Origin of the sequence: Diaphorobacter sp. MNS-0 (genome assembly GCF_019602835.1) — a bacterium.
Lineage (GTDB): Bacteria > Pseudomonadota > Gammaproteobacteria > Burkholderiales > Burkholderiaceae_C > Diaphorobacter > Diaphorobacter nitroreducens.
On record NZ_CP080761.1, the window covers coordinates 1,267,501 to 1,287,099 of the forward strand.

Annotated in this window: 18 protein-coding genes and 2 rRNA genes (1 of these 20 only partly in view); 14 read left to right on the top strand and 6 right to left on the bottom strand. The window is 64.2% G+C overall.

Annotated elements, in window-relative coordinates; all coding sequences use genetic code 11:
• The 13 genes from K2L43_RS06060 to K2L43_RS06120 all read left to right on the top strand — a co-directional run.
• Positions 1–1,499 (top strand): 23S ribosomal RNA (locus K2L43_RS06060) (it extends 1,377 nt beyond the left edge of the window).
• 120 nt (positions 1,500–1,619) lie between these two features.
• Positions 1,620–1,732 (top strand): 5S ribosomal RNA (gene rrf, locus K2L43_RS06065).
• Between the two features lie 74 nt (positions 1,733–1,806).
• Complete coding sequence (locus K2L43_RS06070; RefSeq protein WP_220638706.1) at positions 1,807–2,544, top strand: 16S rRNA pseudouridine(516) synthase; 738 nt, start codon at positions 1,807–1,809, stop codon at positions 2,542–2,544.
• A gap of 159 nt (positions 2,545–2,703) precedes the next feature.
• Positions 2,704–3,678, top strand: coding sequence for a beta-propeller fold lactonase family protein (locus K2L43_RS06075; RefSeq protein WP_220638707.1), 975 nt, complete (start codon positions 2,704–2,706; stop codon positions 3,676–3,678).
• Positions 3,665–4,501: a polysaccharide deacetylase family protein gene (locus K2L43_RS06080; RefSeq protein ID WP_220638708.1), complete on the top strand. Its 837-nt coding sequence runs from the start codon at positions 3,665–3,667 to the stop codon at positions 4,499–4,501. The genes K2L43_RS06075 and K2L43_RS06080 overlap by 14 nt, the downstream gene beginning before the upstream one ends.
• Before the next feature lie 50 nt (positions 4,502–4,551).
• Positions 4,552–5,550 carry a sterol desaturase family protein gene (locus K2L43_RS06085; protein WP_047351605.1) on the top strand — a complete coding sequence of 333 codons (999 nt, stop codon included), beginning with the start codon at positions 4,552–4,554 and terminating at the stop codon, positions 5,548–5,550.
• Positions 5,551–5,577: 27 nt separating this feature from the next.
• Positions 5,578–6,468 carry an EI24 domain-containing protein gene (locus tag K2L43_RS06090; RefSeq protein WP_234305600.1) on the top strand — a complete coding sequence of 297 codons (891 nt, stop codon included), beginning with the start codon at positions 5,578–5,580 and terminating at the stop codon, positions 6,466–6,468.
• Positions 6,465–7,286 carry a molybdopterin-binding protein gene (locus K2L43_RS06095; protein WP_172206593.1) on the top strand — a complete coding sequence of 274 codons (822 nt, stop codon included), beginning with the start codon at positions 6,465–6,467 and terminating at the stop codon, positions 7,284–7,286. Before K2L43_RS06090 ends, K2L43_RS06095 begins: the two co-directional genes overlap by 4 nt.
• A gap of 156 nt (positions 7,287–7,442) precedes the next feature.
• Complete coding sequence (glnA, locus tag K2L43_RS06100) at positions 7,443–8,858, top strand: type I glutamate--ammonia ligase (RefSeq protein WP_015912807.1); 1,416 nt, start codon at positions 7,443–7,445, stop codon at positions 8,856–8,858.
• Between the two features lie 206 nt (positions 8,859–9,064).
• A complete protein-coding gene (locus K2L43_RS06105; RefSeq protein ID WP_015912808.1) occupies positions 9,065–9,568 on the top strand; it encodes a hypothetical protein in 504 nt (167 codons plus the stop codon).
• 34 nt (positions 9,569–9,602) lie between these two features.
• Positions 9,603–10,673, top strand: a complete 1,071-nt coding sequence (glnL, locus tag K2L43_RS06110; protein ID WP_047351613.1) for a nitrogen regulation protein NR(II) — start codon at positions 9,603–9,605, stop codon at positions 10,671–10,673.
• Between the two features lie 51 nt (positions 10,674–10,724).
• Entirely contained in the window at positions 10,725–12,260 is a 1,536-nt protein-coding gene (ntrC, locus tag K2L43_RS06115; protein ID WP_103738720.1) for a nitrogen regulation protein NR(I), read from the top strand.
• Positions 12,261–12,441: 181 nt separating this feature from the next.
• The gene (locus K2L43_RS06120) at positions 12,442–13,395 is read left to right on the top strand and encodes a PA2169 family four-helix-bundle protein (protein ID WP_220638709.1); all 954 of its coding nucleotides are present in this window, start codon (positions 12,442–12,444) and stop codon (positions 13,393–13,395) included.
• Between the two features lie 42 nt (positions 13,396–13,437).
• Here the strand turns inward: K2L43_RS06120 and xth are convergent, their stop codons facing one another.
• The 6 genes from xth to K2L43_RS06150 form a co-directional block, all read right to left on the bottom strand.
• Positions 13,438–14,214, bottom strand: a complete 777-nt coding sequence (xth, locus tag K2L43_RS06125) for an exodeoxyribonuclease III (RefSeq protein ID WP_011804626.1) — start codon at positions 14,212–14,214, stop codon at positions 13,438–13,440.
• Positions 14,215–14,285: 71 nt separating this feature from the next.
• A complete protein-coding gene (locus K2L43_RS06130; RefSeq protein WP_220638710.1) occupies positions 14,286–14,780 on the bottom strand; it encodes a dihydrofolate reductase in 495 nt (164 codons plus the stop codon).
• A gap of 2 nt (positions 14,781–14,782) precedes the next feature.
• On the bottom strand, positions 14,783–15,478 hold the full coding sequence (locus K2L43_RS06135) for a phospholipase D family protein (RefSeq protein ID WP_011804628.1): 696 nt from the start codon (positions 15,476–15,478) through the stop codon (positions 14,783–14,785).
• 37 nt (positions 15,479–15,515) lie between these two features.
• On the bottom strand, positions 15,516–16,349 hold the full coding sequence (locus K2L43_RS06140) for a thymidylate synthase (protein WP_047351250.1): 834 nt from the start codon (positions 16,347–16,349) through the stop codon (positions 15,516–15,518).
• Between the two features lie 52 nt (positions 16,350–16,401).
• Positions 16,402–17,826: an FAD-binding oxidoreductase gene (locus K2L43_RS06145; RefSeq protein ID WP_220638711.1), complete on the bottom strand. Its 1,425-nt coding sequence runs from the start codon at positions 17,824–17,826 to the stop codon at positions 16,402–16,404.
• Between the two features lie 41 nt (positions 17,827–17,867).
• On the bottom strand, positions 17,868–18,284 hold the full coding sequence (locus tag K2L43_RS06150) for a DUF2069 domain-containing protein (RefSeq protein WP_220638712.1): 417 nt from the start codon (positions 18,282–18,284) through the stop codon (positions 17,868–17,870).
• 21 nt (positions 18,285–18,305) lie between these two features.
• Here K2L43_RS06150 and K2L43_RS06155 point away from each other — a divergent pair, with 21 nt between their 5' ends.
• Positions 18,306–19,595: a YihY family inner membrane protein gene (locus K2L43_RS06155; protein ID WP_172206596.1), complete on the top strand. Its 1,290-nt coding sequence runs from the start codon at positions 18,306–18,308 to the stop codon at positions 19,593–19,595.
• Positions 19,596–19,599 lie beyond the last annotated feature (4 nt).

Consider the following 19,599-nt stretch of genomic DNA (forward strand, 5'->3'; position numbering starts at 1 on the left):
CAATATTCCTGTACCGATCAATAGTGCGATGTGGGGACGGAGAAGGTTAGCTCAGCCAACTGTTGGATATGTTGGTTCAAGCCTGTAGTCGTGCCTGGTAGGCAAATCCGCCGGGCTTAGATGAGGGGTGATAACGAGTCTGCTTGCAGACGAAGTGAGTGATACCCTGCTTCCAGGAAAAGCCACTAAGCTTCAGCTATTGACGACCGTACCGCAAACCGACACTGGTGCGCGAGATGAGTATTCTAAGGCGCTTGAGAGAACTCAGGAGAAGGAACTCGGCAAATTGATACCGTAACTTCGGGAGAAGGTATGCCGCAAGTAGGTGAACTTGTACAAAGGGAGCCCAAAGCGGTTGCAAAAAATCGGTGGCTGCGACTGTTTAATAAAAACACAGCACTCTGCAAACACGAAAGTGGACGTATAGGGTGTGACGCCTGCCCGGTGCTGGAAGATTAAATGATGGGGTGCAAGCTCTTGATTGAAGTCCCAGTAAACGGCGGCCGTAACTATAACGGTCCTAAGGTAGCGAAATTCCTTGTCGGGTAAGTTCCGACCTGCACGAATGGCGTAACGATGGCCACACTGTCTCCTCCTGAGACTCAGCGAAGTTGAAATGTTTGTGATGATGCAATCTCCCCGCGGAAAGACGGAAAGACCCCATGAACCTTTACTGTAGCTTTGTATTGGACTTTGAACGGATCTGTGTAGGATAGGTGGGAGGCTTTGAAGTGAGGTCGCTAGATCTCATGGAGCCAACGTTGAAATACCACCCTGGTGCGTTTGAGGTTCTAACCTAGGTCCATTAGCTGGATCGGGGACAGTGCATGGTAGGCAGTTTGACTGGGGCGGTCTCCTCCCAAAGCGTAACGGAGGAGTTCGAAGGTACGCTAGTTACGGTCGGACATCGTGACGATAGTGCAATGGCATAAGCGTGCTTAACTGCGAGACTGACAAGTCGAGCAGATGCGAAAGCAGGACATAGTGATCCGGTGGTTCTGTATGGAAGGGCCATCGCTCAACGGATAAAAGGTACTCTGGGGATAACAGGCTGATACCGCCCAAGAGTTCATATCGACGGCGGTGTTTGGCACCTCGATGTCGGCTCATCTCATCCTGGGGCTGTAGTCGGTCCCAAGGGTATGGCTGTTCGCCATTTAAAGAGGTACGTGAGCTGGGTTTAAAACGTCGTGAGACAGTTTGGTCCCTATCTTCCGTGGGCGCTGCAGATTTGAGGAAGCCTGCTCCTAGTACGAGAGGACCGGAGTGGACACACCTCTGGTGTATCGGTTGTCACGCCAGTGGCATTGCCGAGTAGCTAAGTGTGGAAGAGATAACCGCTGAAAGCATCTAAGCGGGAAACTCGTTTCAAGATGAGATCTGCCGGGGCCTTGAGCCCCCTGAAGGGTCGTTGTAGACCACGACGTTGATAGGCTGGGTGTGGAAGTGCAGCAATGCATTAAGCTAACCAGTACTAATTGCCCGTGCGGCTTGACCCTATAACTTTGACTGCCAATCGCAGTTCAAGACTGTTATGCCAAGTACGCAATCAAATCCACGCTGATTCACAGACTCTATGAATTCGCTGTGCAGTCCTCACTGCTCAGCAACCCTTTATGCCTGATGACCATAGCAAGTTGGTCCCACTCCTTCCCATCCCGAACAGGACAGTGAAACGACTTCGCGCCGATGATAGTGCGGGTTCCCGTGTGAAAGTAGGTCATCGTCAGGCTCTTACAGCCCAAACCGCCCTCCCACTACAACAGTGGGAGGGCGTTTTGCTTTGCAGCGATAACGCCGTATTTCATGCAGCTTCAGGACATTCTCTATTCGCAAGGATTCGGCACGCGCCGCATTTGCGCCGGCTTGATTCAGCAGGGCAGAGTTGCCATTCATGCGACAGGCACCCGAGAGCCCACGATCTGCCAAGACGCGACGCAGGATATTGATGTCGAAGGTTTGGTGTTGCGCGTTCAAGGAGTGGATTGGCCATACCAACCCAAGGCCTATGTCATGCTGCATAAGCCTGCAGGAACCGAGTGTTCGCAGAAGCCCTCGGCCTATCCCAGCATCTACACGTTGTTGCCCGCTCCTCTTAGGCAGAGGCCCAGCAAGGGGGCTGTGGATGGTGTGCAGGCCGTGGGGCGCTTGGACCAAGACACCACCGGTTTGCTGTTACTCAGTGACGATGGGCAATTCATCCACCGCATGAGTTCGCCCAAAAAGCATGTGCCAAAGGTGTACCGTGTGACTGCCAAGCATCCGCTGACCAAGGAGCAGGTCGACCGCTTGCTGGGAGGTGTGGTGCTCGATGATGACCCACGCCCTGTGCGGGCGGCTGCCTGCGCGCTAGTCGACGCGCATGTGCTTGACCTGACCCTGACGGAAGGGAAGTACCACCAAGTGAAGCGCATGATTGCCGCGGTAGGCAATCGGGTGGAAGCCTTGCATCGGTCGCACATCGGCCGTTTGGCATTGCCGGCGGATATGCAGCCGGGGGAGTGGCGTTGGCTCGGCGAAGAGGAACTCGCCCTGCTGCGGTAGCGAAAGACAGACAAGTGGTCTGCGCCCGTCGCGATCCAATAGGCGGTTGCGTCAACGTCGCGCACATCGCGTCCGTTGTCTGCAAGTCACTTCTGTGAGTGATGTCCGAATGTTCGCAGGCGGGTGCCCAGTAGGAAGGGGAGCAGGGTGGTCAATCAGATGATGAGGCGCGTGGCATGCGCGTGGTGGGCTGCTTGGCTGGTGTGGGGAACGTCCGCTGGTGCGAGTGAGCCACCGGTGTTCGTTCTCAATTCGCTGCAGGCGGACATCAGCGTCATCGACCCCGCGACCTGGACCGAAATCGGCCGTATTGCCACTGGCAAGGAGCCGCACCACCTGTACCTCACGCCTGACGAGAAATCGCTGATTGTTGCCAACGCGCTCGGCGATAGCCTGACCTTCGTGGACCCGGCCACTGCGCAAGTGCAGCGTACGGTGCGGGGGATCGTGGATCCTTACCACTTGCGGTTTTCACCTGACATGAATTGGCTGGTCACGGCCGCCAACCGCCTCAACCATGTGGACTTCTACCGTTGGGACGGCAAGGAGCTCACGCTCGTGCAGCGCGTGTCCACTGGCAAGACGCCAAGCCACCTGTGGATCGATGCCGGCAGCCACACGGTGTATTCGACCATGCAGGACAGCGATGAGCTGGTGGCCATCGATATATCGACGCAAAAGATCAAGTGGCGCACGAAGACAGGTGCCATGCCGGCGGATGTGTACGGCAGCCCCGACGGCAAGCATCTTTTTGTCGGCCTTACCGGCAGCGATAGCGTGGAGGTCTTCGACATTGCCGGTGAGCAGCCGCGCAGCGTGCAACGCATCAAGACGGGAGATGGCGCCCATGCCTTTCGCGCTGCGGGCGACGGCCGCCATTTGTTCGTGAGCAACCGAGTGGCCAATACCATCAGCAAGATCGACATGCAGGCGCTGCGCGTGGTGGATGGCTATCCGGCACCCGGCGGGCCGGACTGCATGGATGTCTCGGCGGATGGCCGCTGGCTCTACGTCAGCGCCCGCTGGGCGCGCAAGATGCTCGTGATCGACACGGTGGAGCGCAAGGTGGCACGGGCCGTTCAAGTGGGCAAGTCTCCCCACGGCGTTTGGACACTCCGACATGCCAAGCGCTGAGCCACGCGGCCGCTCCCCCGGAGCACGGCGGAGGTGGCATATTTGTTGTGCTTCAGTTTTGATAGCTGTTGGCGCTTATCCAGCAAGCGCTGCAGGCCAAAATGACTGCAAAGGCGCGGTGTACCTGACTTTTGACACTGGCCACATGGGCGTTGCGCATCTGGTGGCCGAGGTGCTGAAGCGCCAGCAGGTAAAGGCGACCTTCTTTGCCGCAGACGAACCGACTCAGACGGGCGGCAGCAGCCTGGATGGCTACTGGGCGCCCTGGTGGCGCGCGCGCGCTGCAGAAGGGCACGAGTTCGCATCGCACACGCTGCACCATGTGTACTGGCGTGCCGACCAGGGGACGCCGCTGCAGCCGCGGTTCAAGGTCAGACCATCGGCCGGTCCTCAGGCAGGTCAGGACCTGACGATGACGGGGGCGCAATACTGCGCACAGATCGATGGCGCTGCGAGCCGGTTGCGTGTCCTGACGGGCCGGGAGCCGCTCCCGCTATTCCGCGCGCCGGGCGGCAAGACCTCTCAGCGCCTGCTGGAGGCTGCCAAGTCCTGCGGTTATACGCATGTGGGATGGAGTGCTGCAGGGTTCCTCGGGGACGAGCTGCCCAGCGACCACTACAGCAATACGGCCCTGCTGGAGCGTGCGTTGCGCACCGTTCGTGACGGCGACATCCTGCTGGCGCATCTGGGCATCTGGTCACGCAAGGATCCATGGGCACCCGCTGTGCTGGAGCCTCTCGTCAAAGGCCTGAAGGCGCGGGGCCTGTGCTTTCGCACGCTGCGCGAGCATCCTGTGTACGGAGCACAAGCGCAGAGAAAATGACACAACGCCCGGCTATGCTGCCGCGCACCCACGCAACGCCACGGTGACTCATGTCAGGGCTGACCTATTTATTCGATACCGCGCAGCAATGGCTGTTCGAGACGCTGGTACAGCCCGCGCTCTTCATGCTGGGCCAGGCCAATGTGCTGGAGGACGGTTATGCCGCCACCGGGTGGCTGCTGGTGGGACTGCTGCAACTGGGGGTGATGGTCGCGGTGATCGGGCCTTTGGAGCGTTGGCGCCCGGTGGAGCTGTTGCGCGACCGTGATGCCGTGCACGTGGACATGCTTTACACGCTGATCCATCGCCTGGGTCTTTTTCGCCTGGCACTGTTCTTCACCACGGAGCCTCTGTGGAATGCACTGTTTGGCGCCCTGCGCGCCCATGGCTGGAAGACCCTGCAGCTGGATGCGCTCTGGCCGGGTGTCTCCGACTTGCCCGTCGTGAGCCTGCTGCTATACCTGCTGGTGTTCGACTTCGTGGACTATGGGATCCACCGCGGCCAGCACCGCTTTGAATGGTGGTGGAGGCTGCATGCGCTCCACCATTCGCAGCGGCAGATGACGATGTGGAGCGACAACCGCAACCATCTGCTGGACGATCTGCTGCGCGATGCCATCATCGTGTTCGTCGCGCAGTGCATTGGTGTGGCGCCGGGGCAGTTTGTCGCCATCGTGGCCCTCACGCAGCTCAGCGAGAACCTGCACCACGCCAACCTGCGCCTGTGGTTCGGCCAGGTGGGCGAGCGCCTGTGGGTCAGCCCGCGTTTCCACCGCATGCACCACGCCATGGGCGTGGGCCCTGAAGCTGCACCTGGGCAGGGAACCGATCAGCACCTGCATGCGGCAGTGCCGGGGGGCAACAACTTCGGCGTGTTGTTGCCGTGGTGGGACATGCTGTTCGGTACGGCCAACTTCGAGCATCGCTACGAGCCCACGGGCGTGCGCGACCAGGTGGAGGCGGACGCGGACGGCCGCGTGCGTGATTACGGGCGGGGGTTCTGGGCGCAGCAGTGGCGCGGCCTGCTGCGGCTGGTGGGACGGGCGTAGAGAGCCGATCGCGCTATGCTCGCGCGCATGGGGCTTTTCATCGATTCCTTCTGGCGCGCAGTGGGCTATTGCCTGATGCCGCGCGTCATTGCGCTGTCGCTGCTGCCGCTGGTGCTGATCACGGTGGTGGCGCTGGGCGGCGGCTATCTGTTCTGGACAACTGCCGTGGCCTGGACGCAGACGGCGCTGGAAAGCTCCACCTGGCTGGGCCTGCTGTGGGGGTGGCTGCACAACTTTGGCGTGGATAACCTCCCCGTGGCGCTGGCGCCGCTGCTGGTGCTTATGGGAGCCACGCCACTGATCGTCATTGTCTGCGTGCTCGCGGTGGCGGTGTTGATGGCCCCTGCCATCGTGACTCTGGTGGCGCAGCGGCGTTTTGCGCAACTGCAGCGCAAGCGGGGCGGTTCATTCCTCGCCAGCGTGCTGTGGTCTCTGGGGTCGACCATCGCGGCGCTCATTGCGCTGGTGCTGTCCATGCCGCTGTGGCTGGTCCCGCCGCTGGTGTTGATCCTGCCTCCGCTTATCTGGGGATGGCTCACCTACCGGGTCATGGCCTTTGACGCACTGGCCGAACACGCGAGCAAGCCGGAGCGGCAGGAGATTTTCAAGCGCCATCAGCTCAGCCTGCTGAGCATTGGCGTGCTGAGCGGATTTCTAGGGGCCGCGCCCGGCATTGTCTGGGCGTCGGGCGTGGTGTTCGCAGCGGCGTTCCTCGTCCTGGTGCCGATCGCCATCTGGATCTATACGCTGGTGTTCGCCTTCTCATCGCTGTGGTTCACGCATTTCTGTCTGGCCGCGCTGCAACAGCTGCGCGAGCAGCGAGGCGAACGGCCGCCGGGCGATACGCCTGCAACCGCCGCGCCCGCAACGCCAGCGTCTTCTTTGCCATCCTCGTCTCAGCTGCAGGACAACCCATGACACCGGCTTTCGGCCTCATCATCGTTGGCGATGAAATCCTCTCGGGCAAGCGGGCGGACAAGCACCTCGCCAAGGTCATCGAACTGCTTGCGGCACGCGGGCTTGCGCTGTCCTATGCGGACTACGTAGGCGACGACCGTCCGCGCATCACGGCGGCGCTGCAGCGGGCCTTTGCCTCGTCGGACATCGTGTTCAGTTGCGGCGGCATTGGTGCCACTCCCGACGACCACACGCGCCAGTGCGCGGCGGCCGCATTGCAACGCCCGCTGGTCCTGCACCCCGAGGCCAAGCGCCTGATCACCGAGCGCATGCAGGATGTGGCACGGGAGCAGGGCGAGGCGTTCGACCCCGACCGCGCCGACAATCTGCATCGGCTGAACATGGGCGTTTTTCCTGAGGGCGCGCGCATCATTCCCAACCCTTACAACAAGATCCCCGGCTTCTCGTGTGACGGCCCTGGGGGCGGCATGGTGCATTTCGTGCCGGGGTTCCCGGTCATGGCTTGGCCTATGGTGGACTGGGCACTCCAGCATTACTGTGCCCGGTGGTTCAACCAGCAGCCGCAGATGGAGCGCTCCGTCGTGCTTTACGGCGCGATGGAAGCCGCGCTGACCCCGCTCATGGAGCGGGTCGAGGCCGGACATCCGGGGATCAAGGTGTTCAGCTTGCCGAGCGTGGACCATCCAGTGCACGGGCGCCATGTGGAATTGGGCGTCAAGGGGGCCGCTGCCTTGGTGCCTGCCGCGTGGCAGGCGCTGCAGGAAGGTTTGCACCAAACAGGTGCATCCATAGGCCCTGAAATGGTGCGCAAATGGTAAGAAGGCGGGCCACTTAAAATCCTGCACGCGTTTGGTGCGCCGTCGCAGGGCCCTGCGCCCGGCTTGCCCCGTACGGGTGTCCCCATTCGCTGGCACGCAAACTGCTTTTCTGTGCGCATCATTGTTGATGAGCACTTCTATCCCTGGAGAACCCTGATGGCCAAGACCGTTGCAGACGTGATGAAGATGGTGAAGGAAAACGAAGTCAAGTTCGTGGACTTCCGCTTCACGGATACCCGCGGCAAGGAACAGCACGTCACCGTGCCGATCTCGCACTTCGACGAAGACAAGTTCGCCTCGGGCCATGCGTTCGACGGCTCGTCGGTCGCCGGCTGGAAGGGTATCGAGGCGTCGGACATGCTGCTCATGCCCGATCCGAACACCGCCAACATCGACCCGTTCTTCGAAGAAACCACCATGATCATGGCGTGCGACGTGGTGGAGCCGGCCGACGGCAAGGCCTACGACCGCGACCCGCGCTCCATCGCCAAGCGTGCCGAGGCGTACCTGAAGGCCTCCGGCATGGGCGACACGGCCTACTTCGGCCCGGAGCCCGAGTTCTTCATCTTCGACGGCGTGCGCTGGAGCACCGATCCCAACCACACCTTCTACGAGATCGAAGAGTACGAAGCCCCCTGGAACACCGGCTCCAAGCTCGAAGGTGGCAACCGCGGCCACCGTCCCACCACCAAGGGCGGCTATTTCCCCGTGCCTCCGGTCGACAGCACGCAGGACATGCGCGCCGAGATGTCCCTGATCCTTGAATCCCTGGGCATTCCGGTCGAGGTGTTCCACCACGAAGTGGCCGGTGCCGGCCAGAACGAGATCGGCACCCGGTTCAGCACGCTGGTGGAGCGTGCCGACTGGACCATGCTGCAGAAGTACGTGATCCACAACGTGGCCAACGCCTACGGCAAGACCGCCACCTTCATGCCCAAGCCCTACCACGGCGACAACGGCTCGGGCATGCACGTGCACCAGTCGGTCTGGAAGGACGGCAAGAACCTGTTCGCCGGCGACGGCTATGCGGGTCTGTCGGACTTCGCGCTGTACTACATTGGCGGCATCATCAAGCACGCTCGCGCACTGAACGCCATCACGAACCCGGGCACCAATAGCTACAAGCGCCTGGTGCCGCACTTCGAGGCGCCGGTGAAGCTGGCCTACTCGGCCAAGAACCGCTCGGCCTCCATCCGCATCCCGTTCGTGGCCAACCCGAAGGGCCGCCGCGTGGAAGCGCGCTTCCCCGATCCGCTGATGAACCCCTACCTGGGCTTTGCGGCCCTGCTGATGGCGGGTCTGGACGGCGTGGAAAACAAGATCCACCCGGGCGAAGCCGCTACCAAGGACCTGTACCACCTGCCGCCCGAGGAAGACAAGCTGGTGCCCACCGTGTGCCACAGCCTGGACCAGGCGCTGGAAGCGCTGGACAAGGACCGCGCGTTCCTGACCAAGGGCGGCGTGTTCACCGACTCCATGCTCGACGCCTACATCGAGCTGAAGATGCAGGAAGTCACGCGCTTCCGCATGGCCGTGCATCCCGTCGAGTACGACATGTACTACTCGCTGTGATGGCAGGGGCTTAGGCCCCCGGCTGTTGTCAACAGGGCGGCTCCGGCCGCCTTTTTCTATGGGCGGGCTGCGTGCCGGGTGGACGGAGCACGGCAGCCCGTCGCACCAAAACCGCAGCGTTGGGCCGCCGCAATTGGCGGGTTGGAATGATTGGGGGATACTCACCGGCACCGCGCATGCCCGACGCATGCCATGTGAGGAATTCGATGAAAAGCACTTTGTTCGCCCTGACCGTTATCGCCGCCGTGCTGCAGCCCGCCTGGGCGCAGGACCGCATCTACCGCTGCGGCAACGAATACACCAACAACGCCACGCAGGCCAAGGAGCGCGGCTGCAAGCTCGTGGAAGGTGGCAATGTGACGGTGCTGCAGGGTTCGCGACCGGCGGCGGCCTCCTCGGGCGGCAGCGCCGGCGCTTCCGGTGCCAGCGCCAGCAGTTCGCCCGCGAACGCTCCGCGCGTGGGCGCGGCCGACCAACGTGCGCGCGACGCCGATGCGCGCGCCATCCTGGAGTCTGAACTGAGCAAGGCGGAAACCCGCCTGGCCGAGTTGCGCAAGGAGTACAACGACGGCTCGCCTCAGCGCACGGCGCTGGAGCTGCGCAACCCGCAGGGCTACATCGAGCGCACGGCCGAGCTCAAGGCCAGCGTGGCCCGGGCCGAGGCCGATGTGGCCGGCATCAAGCGCGAACTCTCGCGCCTGAACAAGTAAGCGCCGCGGTCCCTGCGTGCGGCACGAAGGCGCGATCATCCAAGAGCCCACCCCAACGGACCGCTACCAGGCGCTGGACCTCGTCTCCACGCTGATTGCCGTGCTGCACCCCGGCGGGGCGGCCCTCTTCGTCAACGCAGCGCTGGAAAACGCCCTGGGCCTGTCGCGCCGCACGCTGGAAGGCGTGGACTTCGCCGGCCTGTTCACCGATCCGACCATCCTGCAGACGGCGCTGGCCGGCGCGCGCGGGCGCGACTTCGCGGCGCTGCGCTTCGAAGCCGTGCTGCGCCGCTCGCCGCAGGAGCCTTTGCCGGTGCACGCCAGCGTGGCGGTGGTGGAGCACAGCGGCGACGTGATCGTGGAGCTGTGGCCCCTGGAGGCGCAGGCGCGCCAGGACCGCGAGGAGCGGCTGCGCGAGCAGGCGCAGGCCAACAAGGAGCTGATCCGCAATCTGGCGCACGAGATCAAGAACCCGCTGGGCGGCATCCGAGGGGCGGCGCAGCTGCTGGAGATGGAGTTGGAAAGCCGCGACCTGACCGAGTACACCCAGGTCATCATCCACGAGGCCGACCGCCTGCAAAGCCTGGTGGACCGGTTGCTGGCGCCGCACCGCCACCCGCACCTCGTCGGCGATGTGAATATCCACGAAGTCTGCGAGCGCGTGCGCTCCCTGGTACTGGTTGAGCATCCGCAGGGCCTGGCCGTGCTGCGCGACTATGACACCTCCATCCCCGAGTTTCGCGGCGACCGCGCGCAGCTCATCCAGGCCGTGCTGAACATCGTGCAGAACGCGGCGCAGGCGTTGCACGAGCGCATTGCCGCGGGCGACGCGGTCATCACGCTGCGCACGCGCGTGGCGCGGCAGGTCACGTTCGGGCGCCAACGCTACCGGCTGGCATTGGAATTGCATGTCATCGACAACGGACCGGGCGTGCCCGAAGCCATCAAGGAGCGGATCTTCTATCCGCTGGTGACGGGGCGGGACGGGGGATCGGGACTGGGCTTGACGCTGGCGCAAACCTTTGTGCAGCGACACCATGGGCTCATTGAGTGCGAGAGCCAGCCGGGCCGCACCGACTTCCGCATCCTCATACCGCTGCCTTGAGTCCCTGACACGCACGACCCCAACGGGTAAAGGTAAAGGGAGCTGGAACACATGAAGCCGATCTGGATAGTAGACGACGACCCTTCGATCCGCTTCGTCCTCGAAAAGGCCCTGGCGCGCGAAAACCTGCCCACGCGCAGCTTCACGCAGGCGCGCGATGTACTGGACGCTCTGGCCGATGTGGCCGCGGGCGACCCCACCCACCAGGGACCGCAGGTCCTGGTGAGCGATATCCGCATGCCGGGCGGCTCCGGCCTGCAACTGCTGGAGAAGGTGCGCGGCCTGCAGCCCGGCCTGCCGGTCATCGTGATGACGGCGTATTCCGACCTGGACAGCGCCGTGTCCGCCTTCCAAGGCGGCGCCTTCGAATACCTGCCCAAGCCGTTCGACCTGCCCAAGGCGGTGGAGCTGATCCGCCGCGCTGTGGAGGAGAGCCAGCGCGAGGAGGTCGCCGAGCAGCAGCTCACCGCGATGCCCGAGATGCTGGGCCAGGCACCCGCCATGCAGGACGTGTTCCGCGCCATCGGCCGTCTGAGCCAGAGCGTGGTCACGGTGCTGATCACGGGCGAATCCGGCTCGGGCAAGGAACTCGTGGCGCGCGCGCTGCACAAGCACTCGCCCGTGGCAGGTGGGCCCTTCGTGGCCATCAACACTGCGGCCATCCCGAAGGACCTGCTGGAGAGCGAGCTCTTTGGCCACGAGCGCGGTGCCTTCACGGGTGCGCAGACGCAGCGGCGCGGGCGCTTCGAGCAGGCCGAGGGCGGCACACTGTTCCTTGACGAAATCGGCGACATGCCCTTCGACCTGCAGACGCGCTTGCTGCGCGTGCTGTCGGATGGGCAGTTCTACCGCGTGGGCGGCCATGCCGCCGTGAAGGCCAATGTGCGGGTGATCGCCGCTACGCACCAGAACCTGGAGCAGCGCGTGAAGGACGGCGCCTTCCGCGAGGACCTGTTCCACCGCCTCAACGTGATCCGCCTGCGCCTGCCGGCGCTGCGCGAGCGCAGCGAGGACGTGGCCATGCTGACGCGCTACTTCCTGCAGCGCAGCGCACGGCAGCTGGGCGTGGAGCCCAAGCGCATCTCCGACGCGGCGCTGGCCCTGCTCACACGCTTTGCCTTCCCCGGCAACGTGCGCCAGCTGGAGAACATCTGCCACTGGCTGACGGTGATGGCGCCCGCGCAGGTCATCTCGGCGCAGGACCTGCCGCCCGAGGTGCTGGAGGCCACGCCGCATCCCGCCGCGCCGTTGCAGGGCGTGGCGGACGAGGTCGCCGCTGGCGCGACGAGCGCGTCGGCCCCCGCGCTGCCGCCTGCGCCGGCGGGCACGCGCACCGACCAGGCTGCGGCCCTGGATGGCATGGGCTGGGAGCCCGCGCTGGTGAGCGAGGCCCAGCAGTTGCTGCGCAGCGGCCAGGCCGACGTGTGGGACGTGCTCACGCGGCGTTTCGAGTCGCGCCTGATCCGCACGGCGCTGCAGGCCACGCACGGGCGGCGTATGGAAGCGGCGCAGCGCCTGGGCATCGGCCGCAACACCATCACGCGCAAGATCCAGGAACTGGGCCTGGATGCGCACGATGATGAGTGAAACAAGGCGCTGGCGCTTTGAGGACAAGCGCTAGAAGCTATTGATTCGATAGCATAAGACCTTGTGGCGCGCATGCACAGCGTGCGCGTGAGTCCTACAGGCAGGGGATGCCGTCACCGACCCGATGGTGCCCGGGGGGCTTCAACAATGAATTCATTGTTCAACCAACCGGAGTCGATACATGTCGGATTTCAAGGATGCCAATCGTGACCCCCTGACCAATGAACCGGGGGCCCACCCCATCGGCACGGGCGTAGGCGCCGCGGGCGGAGCCGTTGCGGGCGCCGCCACGGGCGCCATCGGCGGCCCCATCGGTGCTGCTGTGGGCGGTGTGGCGGGAGCCATTGTCGGCGGTCTGGCCGGCAAGGCGGCGGCCGAGGCGGTCAACCCTACGGCCGAGGACGCCTACTGGCGTGAAACCTACCAGCGCGAACCGTACTACGTGACCGGCCGGGCCTACGAAGAATACCGCCCCGCCTATGAGCTGGGCTGGAGCGCCGCCAGCCGCTACCCCGGTGACTTTGAAACGGTAGAGCCCGAACTGTCGCGCGACTGGGGCCGCGCCCGGGCCCAAAGCTCGCTGGAATGGGCGCAGGCCCAGCCCGCCGCGCGCGCCGCGTGGGATCGCGTGCGCCGCAACCCCACGGTGACCGCGTCGGGCACCGCGGCAGGCGCCACGCTGATGGACAACGAGGACGTGGTGGACGTGCTGGACGATCTGCTGGAATGCAGCCGCGACGGCGAGTACGGGTTTCGCACCTCGGCCGAGCGTGCGGAATCGCCCGAACTCAAGAGCCTGCTGGAGCGCCGCGCCCAGGAATGCGCAACCGCCGCCACGGAACTGGAGAGCGCGATCCGCAGCCACGGCGGCGAGCCCTCCAGCGGCGGCACCATGGCCGGCGCGCTGCACCGCGGCTGGGTGTCGGTGAAGGCGGCGCTGAGTACCTATGACGACAAGGCCGTGCTGGAAGAGTGCGAGCGCGGCGAGGACGTGGCCGTGGCCCGCTACAACAAGGCGCTGGAGAACGCACTGCCACCCGCCGTGCGCACCCTGGTCGAGCGCCAGGCCCAGGGCGTGAAGCGCAACCACAACGAAGTGCGCGCGCTGCGCAACCGTTACCAGGCCGCGTCCTGATGGCCTTCAGCGCGGGCGCCTGTCGCCCGCGTCGGCCACCTGTCAGCCCAGCGATACCACGACCGGCGCGTGGTCGCTGGGCTGCGGATTTTTGCGCGGCGCGCGGTCGATGCGGCAGGCCGTCACGGAGGGTCGCAGCGCAGCGCTGACCAGGATGTGGTCGATGCGCAGCCCGCGGTTCTTCTGAAACCCCAGCATGCGGTAGTCCCACCACGAATAGCTCTTCTCGGGCTGATCGAACAGGCGGAAGGCGTCGGTCAGGCCGAGCCCCAGCAGGTCCTGGAAGTGCTGGCGCTCCTCTACCGTGTGGTGGATGGTGTCCTTCAAGCCCACGGGATCGAAGGAGTCGCGGTCCTCGGGAGCCACATTGAAGTCGCCTACCAGCACCAGTCGCGGATGCGCGGCCAGCTCGGTGCGCAGCCAGTCGCGCAGCGCCTCCAGCCACAGCAGCTTGTAGCTGAACTTCTCGGTCCCTGGCGCCTGGCCGTTCACAAAGTAGCAGTTCACCAGGCGCAGCGGGCCTTCAGGCGTATCTAGCGTAGCGGCGATGACGCGGGCCTGCTCGTCGCCATGGCCCGGGATATTGCGCACCACGTCGCGCAGCGGCGTGCGGCTAAGGATGGCCACGCCGTTATAGGTCTTCTGGCCGAAGCACACCGCGTGGTAGCCCGCTGCTTCGAAGGCGTCGTGCGGGAATTTCTCGTCCACCAGCTTGAGCTCTTGCAGGCCAATGGCGTCCACGGGGTTGGCCTCCAGCCAGGCCAACACCTGCGGCAGGCGCACGGAGAGGGAATTGATGTTCCAGGTGGCGATTTGCATGTTTTTGGCCTCCAGCGCTTTTGCAGTAAGCGCAAGCAGCTATCAAAAATATAGTGAGAAGTGCGCGGGCGTCAGCCGCGGCGCTCGAAGGTCACGAAGGCGTAGGGCAGGCCGCCCGCGCCCACATGGCTGCTGCGGGCCGTTTCCACCCATTCCGGTCCCAGGGCCGGCGCGTAGGCATCGCCCTCGTAGTCCCGTGCGATCTCGGTGACCTCGACGCGCGTGGCCAGGGGCAGGGCCTGGGCATAGATCTGCGCGCCGCCGATGACCCATGCCGTGGTGCTGCCGGACTGCTGGGCCAAGGCGAGTGCCTCAGGCAGGCTGGACGCGCGCTGGGCGCCGCTTTCCTGCCAGTCGGCCTGGCGCGTCACGACGATGTTGGCGCGGCCCGGCAGCGGCCGAAAGCGCGGGGGCAGCGAGTCCCAGGTCTTGCGGCCCATGATCACCGGGTGGCCCTGGGTGAGCGCCTTGAAATGCGCCAGGTCTTCGGGCAGGTGCCAGGGCATGGTGCCGTCCTTGCCGATCACGCCGTTGGCGGCGCGCGCGTAGATGAGGGCAGTTTGCATTGCTATTCGAATTGCAAATCGTCGGGCCAGATAAAGTAAGAGCCAAATTTTTTACTGAATTTGTACTCGCCACCTGCATCTTTACCCTTAGCCGTGAGGTGGGGCTTCCCATCTTTGAGTTCTAGATGCCCTGTGCCAATCAGACGTTCAATGAACTGAGCTGTTTTAAGGCCGTGTTTGGCTGCTATTTTGGATGAAGTTAATTTACTTCCCGGTTCTTCCTCTGTAGTTTCTTCGGAATCTTTTGAATTTATCCGCTCTAAAGATATTCTTACCTCTTCGCTGATCCGGATAATGCGTTGAGCCTCTTCGTAGGCGTCGCGATAAAGTTCTGGATCATCGGTGCGATTAAATAAAACTCCCATTTCGTTATTATTGACTTGACTGAATTCATAGAGATTTAGGCTTGTTACAATGCAAAACGATTCGTTTATGTAGCATTTTGCGTGCAAATTTTTACAAAAGCTTGTGCGGATGTAAGTGAGGTCATTTAGCCAGGAAATTTCCTCAGGCTGGAGTTCGCTTTTTCCGTAAACGATTCTTACATCAATTTTAAGCCTGTTTTTGTCTGCTAGAAGCTCCTTGATTCGATCGTTAAGTTTTAAAAAAGGACTGATTAAAACTAAGCGATCTTTAGCATCTTTGATTAGTTCTTCTAGAAAATAATTGGTTGCGCTAGTGTTCAAAAACTTAGCCATTGATATTGCTTGGTATTTAAGTTAATGAAAAGACTGGCTACACCGCCACCGGCGCCTTGATGGCGGGGTGGTGTTCATAGCCCACCACTTCGAAGTCTTCGTAGGCGTAATCAAAGATGGATGCGGGCCGGCGCTTGATCTGCAGCGTCGGGTAGGCATAGGGCTGGCGCGCCAGTTGGGTCTGCACCTGCTCGAAATGGTTGCTGTAGATATGGCAGTCGCCGCCGGTCCAGATGAAGTCGCCCACCTGCAGGTCGCACTGCTGCGCCACCATGTGCGTGAGCAGCGCGTACGACGCGATGTTGAACGGCACGCCCAGGAAGATGTCTGCGCTGCGCTGGTAGAGCTGGCAGCTCAGTTTGCCCGGCTCACCAGCCACCTGGGATGGCGCCACGTAGAACTGGAAGAACGCGTGGCAGGGCATGAGCGCCATCTGGTCCAGCTCGGCCACGTTCCAGGCGCTCACGATGATGCGGCGGCTGTCGGGGTGGGTCTTGAGGGTGTCGATCACCTGCTGGATCTGGTCGATGTGGCCGCCGTCCGGCGTGGGCCAGCTGCGCCACTGCACGCCGTACACGGGGCCCAGGCTGCCGTCGTCGCGCGCCCACTCGTCCCAGATGGTGCAGCCGCGCTCCTGCAGCCAGCGCACGTTGCTGTCGCCGCGCAGGAACCACAGCAGCTCCAGGATGATGGACTTGAGGTGCACCTTCTTGGTGGTCACCAGGGGAAAGCCTTCGGCCAGGTCAAAGCGCATCTGGTGGCCGAACACGCTCCTGGTGCCCGTGCCCGTGCGGTCGCCCTTGGCCGTGCCGTGCTCGAACACATGGCGCATCAGGTCTTCGTATTGGTGGCGGATGGGGCGTGGGGTCATGGTCTTGAATGAAAAGTGGCTCCAGCGCTTGCTAGACAATCGCCAACAGCTCTCATTTTTGAAGAATGCAGCCCGGGTTCATGATGCCTTGCGGGTCCAGGGCCTGCTTGATGGCGCGCATCAGCCCCAAGGCCACGGGCGACTTGTACTGCACCAGCTTGTCGGCCTTGAGCACGCCCACGCCGTGCTCGGCCGAGAACGAGCCGTCGAACTGCGCCACCGCGTCGTACACCAGGGCGTTGACGCGGTCCTCCTGCGTGCGCAGGAACTCGCGCGCATCGCCGCCCGCGGGCGCCTGTACGTTGTAGTGCAGATTGCCGTCGCCCAGGTGGCCGAAGTTGACCAGGCGCACGCCGGGAATCTCGCGCTGCAGCAGCGCATCGGTGTGCTCCACGAACGCGGGGATGCGCGACGCGGCGATCGAGATGTCGTGCTTGATGTTCAGGCCTTCTTCGGCCTGGGCCAGCGGAATGCTCTCGCGGATATGCCACAGCTCATGCGCTTGCGACAGGCTCTCGGCGACCACGGCGTCCAGCACGCAGCCGTCCTCGAAGGCCAGTTCCAGCAGCGCCTCGAAGCGCTGGCGCGCATGTTCTTCGGATTCGCTGTCGCTGTTTTCCAGCAGCACGTAGTAGGGCGGCGCGCCGTCCAGCCCGGCGAACGGCACGCGCAGCTGCGGCATGTGCTTGATGACCAGCGACAGTGCAAACTGCCCCATCACCTCGAAACCCGTGAGCCCGGCCCCCAGGTGCTGATGCGACAGGCCCAGCAGGCGCACGGCCGCCGCCATCGACGGCACGGCGGCCCAGGCGGTGAGCTGCGCGGCGGGCTGGGGGAAGAGCTTCATGGTGGCCGCGGTGATGATGCCGAGCGTGCCTTCGCTGCCGATGTACAGGTCACGCAGGTCGTAGCCGGTGTTGTCCTTGCGCAGGCCCGAGAGGCCGTTCCACACCTCGCCCTGGGGCGTGACCACCTCCAGGCCCAGGCACAGCTCGCGCGTGTTGCCGTAGCGCACCACCTGCGTGCCGCCGGCATTGGTGGACAGGTTGCCGCCGATGGTGCAACTGCCTTCTGCGGCAAGCGACAGCGGAAACAGCAGATCGGCTTTCTCGGCCGTCTCCTGCAGGGCCTGCAATATGCAGCCGGCCTCCACCGTCATGGTGAGGTTGTCGCGGTCGATGGCGCGCACCACATTCATGCGCGTGAGGCTCAGCACCACCTGTGTGCCGCTGCCGTCGGGCGTGCTGCCCACCGACAGGCCGGTGTTGCCGCCCTGCGGCACGATCGCCACGCCGGCATCGGCACAGGCGCGCACCACTGCTGCCACCTCGGCCGTGGAGCCCGGGCGCACCACGGCCAGGGACTTGCCATGGGAGCGCTTGCGCCAGTCCTGTTCATAGGCGGCAAGGTCGCCCTCGGTCAGTACATGGGCGGCGCCGACGATCCGGCGCAGGGTGTCGAGCAGGGCAGTGGTCATGGCGGTCAATCCGGTCGATGTCAGGCAGAGGCTCAGCACGCTCAGGCAGGCGCGGCGGCGCGGGCCGCCTTGGCGGCACGCTGGCGCAGCCGCACATGCAGCGCGCAGGCGGTGAACAGCAGCAGGCACAGCACGATCTCCAGGCCCGCCAGCCAGTTGCCGGGCGCCGGGTCGCTCCATGCGCGCACCACCCCTTCGGTGAAATACAGCCACACCAGCAGGCTGACCCAGCGGTAGGTGTACATGCGCCGCTTGAGCAACCCGGCCAGCGGCACCGCCAGCGGCAGGGCCTTGAGCGCCAGCCACGAGCCGCCCGGGCGCACCGGCGCCAGCCACAGCTCCCAGGCCAGGCTCAGCACGATCAGCGCGGCCAGGCTGCCCACGGCCAGCCAGCGCGTGGCCGCCACGTCGGTGGCGATGTGCAGGGCGGGGGCGGGGGGCAGGGTTTCGCGATGCATGGGGCTGGCATCATATCGGTCATGTCGTTGTCCCTACAGTCCATTGCAGTGCGTGCCGAGGAGTGGCTGGTGGAGCTTTCCCACTTCCCCTGGCGCACCACCGCGCAGACGCTGCGCGAGCGCTTTCGCGAGGACCGCCTGGGGCTGACGGCCAGCAGCCTCACGTTCACCACGCTGCTGTCGCTGGTGCCGTTCGTGACGGTGGCGCTGGCCATGTTCACCGTGTTCCCCATGTTTGCCGAGATGCAGCTCGTGCTGCAGCGCTGGCTGGTGGACAGCCTGGTGCCCGACAGCATCTCGCGCCCGGTGCTGGGCTACCTCACGCAGTTCGCCGCCAAGGCGCATGGCCTGGGAGCGGCGGGCTTGTCCATCCTCATGGTGACGGCGCTGGCGCTGATCCTCACCATCGACCGCACGCTCAACAACATCTGGCGCGTGCAGCGCCTGCGCCCGCTGGGCCAGCGCGTGCTGATCTACTGGGCTGCGCTCACGCTCGGTCCGCTGGTGCTGGCGGCCAGCCTGGCGCTGACCACCTCGGTCGCCAGCGCCGCGTCGCGCGGTATCGGCGACACGCTACCGGGCGGAGCGCGCCTGCTGTTCGATGCGATCGAGTTCTTCGTGCTGGCCGCCGGCATGGCGGCGCTGTACCGCTATGTGCCCAACACCCAGGTGCACTGGCGCCACGCCTGGGCGGGCGGGGTGTTCGTCGCCGTGGGCATCGAGCTGGCCAAGAAAGTGCTGTCGCTGTACCTGGCGTCGGTACCCACCTATTCGGTGCTGTACGGCACGTTCGCCACGCTGCCCATCTTGCTGCTGTGGGTGTACGTGGCCTGGGTCATCGTGCTGCTGGGTGCGGTGGTGGCCGCCTATCTGCCGAGCCTGCTTGCCGGCGTGGCGCGCTGCGCCACGGGCGAGGGCTGGGCCTTCTTGCTGGCCGTGGAGGTGCTGCAGCAGCTGCACCGCGCGCGCCAGCAACCGCCCCACGGGCTGAGCGTGCTGGAGCTGGCCCAGCGGCTGCGCGTGGATGTGCTGCAGGTGGGGTCCGTGCTGCCGGTGCTGGCGGCGCTGGATTGGGTGGTGCGGGTGGACGAGACGGCCGCCGATGGGTCCGACGCAGCCGACGCACGCTACGTGCTGCTGGCCGAGCCAGCCACCACGCACATGGAGCCGCTGGTGCAGCGCCTGCTGCTGGCGCGCACCCCGCCGCTGGAGCGCCTGTGGGCGCACACGGGGCTGGAGGTGCTCACGCTGGCCGACGTGCTGCCGCGCGAGTCCGTGCAGCGGCCGCCTGAGATGCTCCTTAAACGATAGCTGT

Excerpts from the sequence above, each read along its gene's own strand:
- K2L43_RS06085 (WP_047351605.1), top strand. The coding sequence starts at position 4,552 with ATGTCAGGGCTGACCTATTTATTCGATACCGCGCAGCAATGGCTGTTC.
- K2L43_RS06105 (WP_015912808.1), top strand. The coding sequence starts at position 9,065 with ATGAAAAGCACTTTGTTCGCCCTGACCGTTATCGCCGCCGTGCTGCAG.
- glnA (WP_015912807.1), top strand. The coding sequence starts at position 7,443 with ATGGCCAAGACCGTTGCAGACGTGATGAAGATGGTGAAGGAAAACGAA.
- xth (WP_011804626.1), bottom strand. The coding sequence starts at position 14,214 with ATGCAAATCGCCACCTGGAACATCAATTCCCTCTCCGTGCGCCTGCCG.
- K2L43_RS06145 (WP_220638711.1), bottom strand. The coding sequence starts at position 17,826 with ATGACCACTGCCCTGCTCGACACCCTGCGCCGGATCGTCGGCGCCGCC.
- K2L43_RS06090 (WP_234305600.1), top strand. The coding sequence starts at position 5,578 with ATGGGGCTTTTCATCGATTCCTTCTGGCGCGCAGTGGGCTATTGCCTG.
- K2L43_RS06150 (WP_220638712.1), bottom strand. The coding sequence starts at position 18,284 with ATGCATCGCGAAACCCTGCCCCCCGCCCCCGCCCTGCACATCGCCACC.
- K2L43_RS06080 (WP_220638708.1), top strand. The coding sequence starts at position 3,665 with ATGCCAAGCGCTGAGCCACGCGGCCGCTCCCCCGGAGCACGGCGGAGG.
- K2L43_RS06155 (WP_172206596.1), top strand. The coding sequence starts at position 18,306 with ATGTCGTTGTCCCTACAGTCCATTGCAGTGCGTGCCGAGGAGTGGCTG.
- K2L43_RS06130 (WP_220638710.1), bottom strand. The coding sequence starts at position 14,780 with ATGCAAACTGCCCTCATCTACGCGCGCGCCGCCAACGGCGTGATCGGC.
- K2L43_RS06120 (WP_220638709.1), top strand. The coding sequence starts at position 12,442 with ATGTCGGATTTCAAGGATGCCAATCGTGACCCCCTGACCAATGAACCG.
- K2L43_RS06135 (WP_011804628.1), bottom strand. The coding sequence starts at position 15,478 with ATGGCTAAGTTTTTGAACACTAGCGCAACCAATTATTTTCTAGAAGAA.
- K2L43_RS06075 (WP_220638707.1), top strand. The coding sequence starts at position 2,704 with ATGATGAGGCGCGTGGCATGCGCGTGGTGGGCTGCTTGGCTGGTGTGG.
- K2L43_RS06140 (WP_047351250.1), bottom strand. The coding sequence starts at position 16,349 with ATGACCCCACGCCCCATCCGCCACCAATACGAAGACCTGATGCGCCAT.
- K2L43_RS06070 (WP_220638706.1), top strand. The coding sequence starts at position 1,807 with ATGCAGCTTCAGGACATTCTCTATTCGCAAGGATTCGGCACGCGCCGC.
- ntrC (WP_103738720.1), top strand. The coding sequence starts at position 10,725 with ATGAAGCCGATCTGGATAGTAGACGACGACCCTTCGATCCGCTTCGTC.
- K2L43_RS06095 (WP_172206593.1), top strand. The coding sequence starts at position 6,465 with ATGACACCGGCTTTCGGCCTCATCATCGTTGGCGATGAAATCCTCTCG.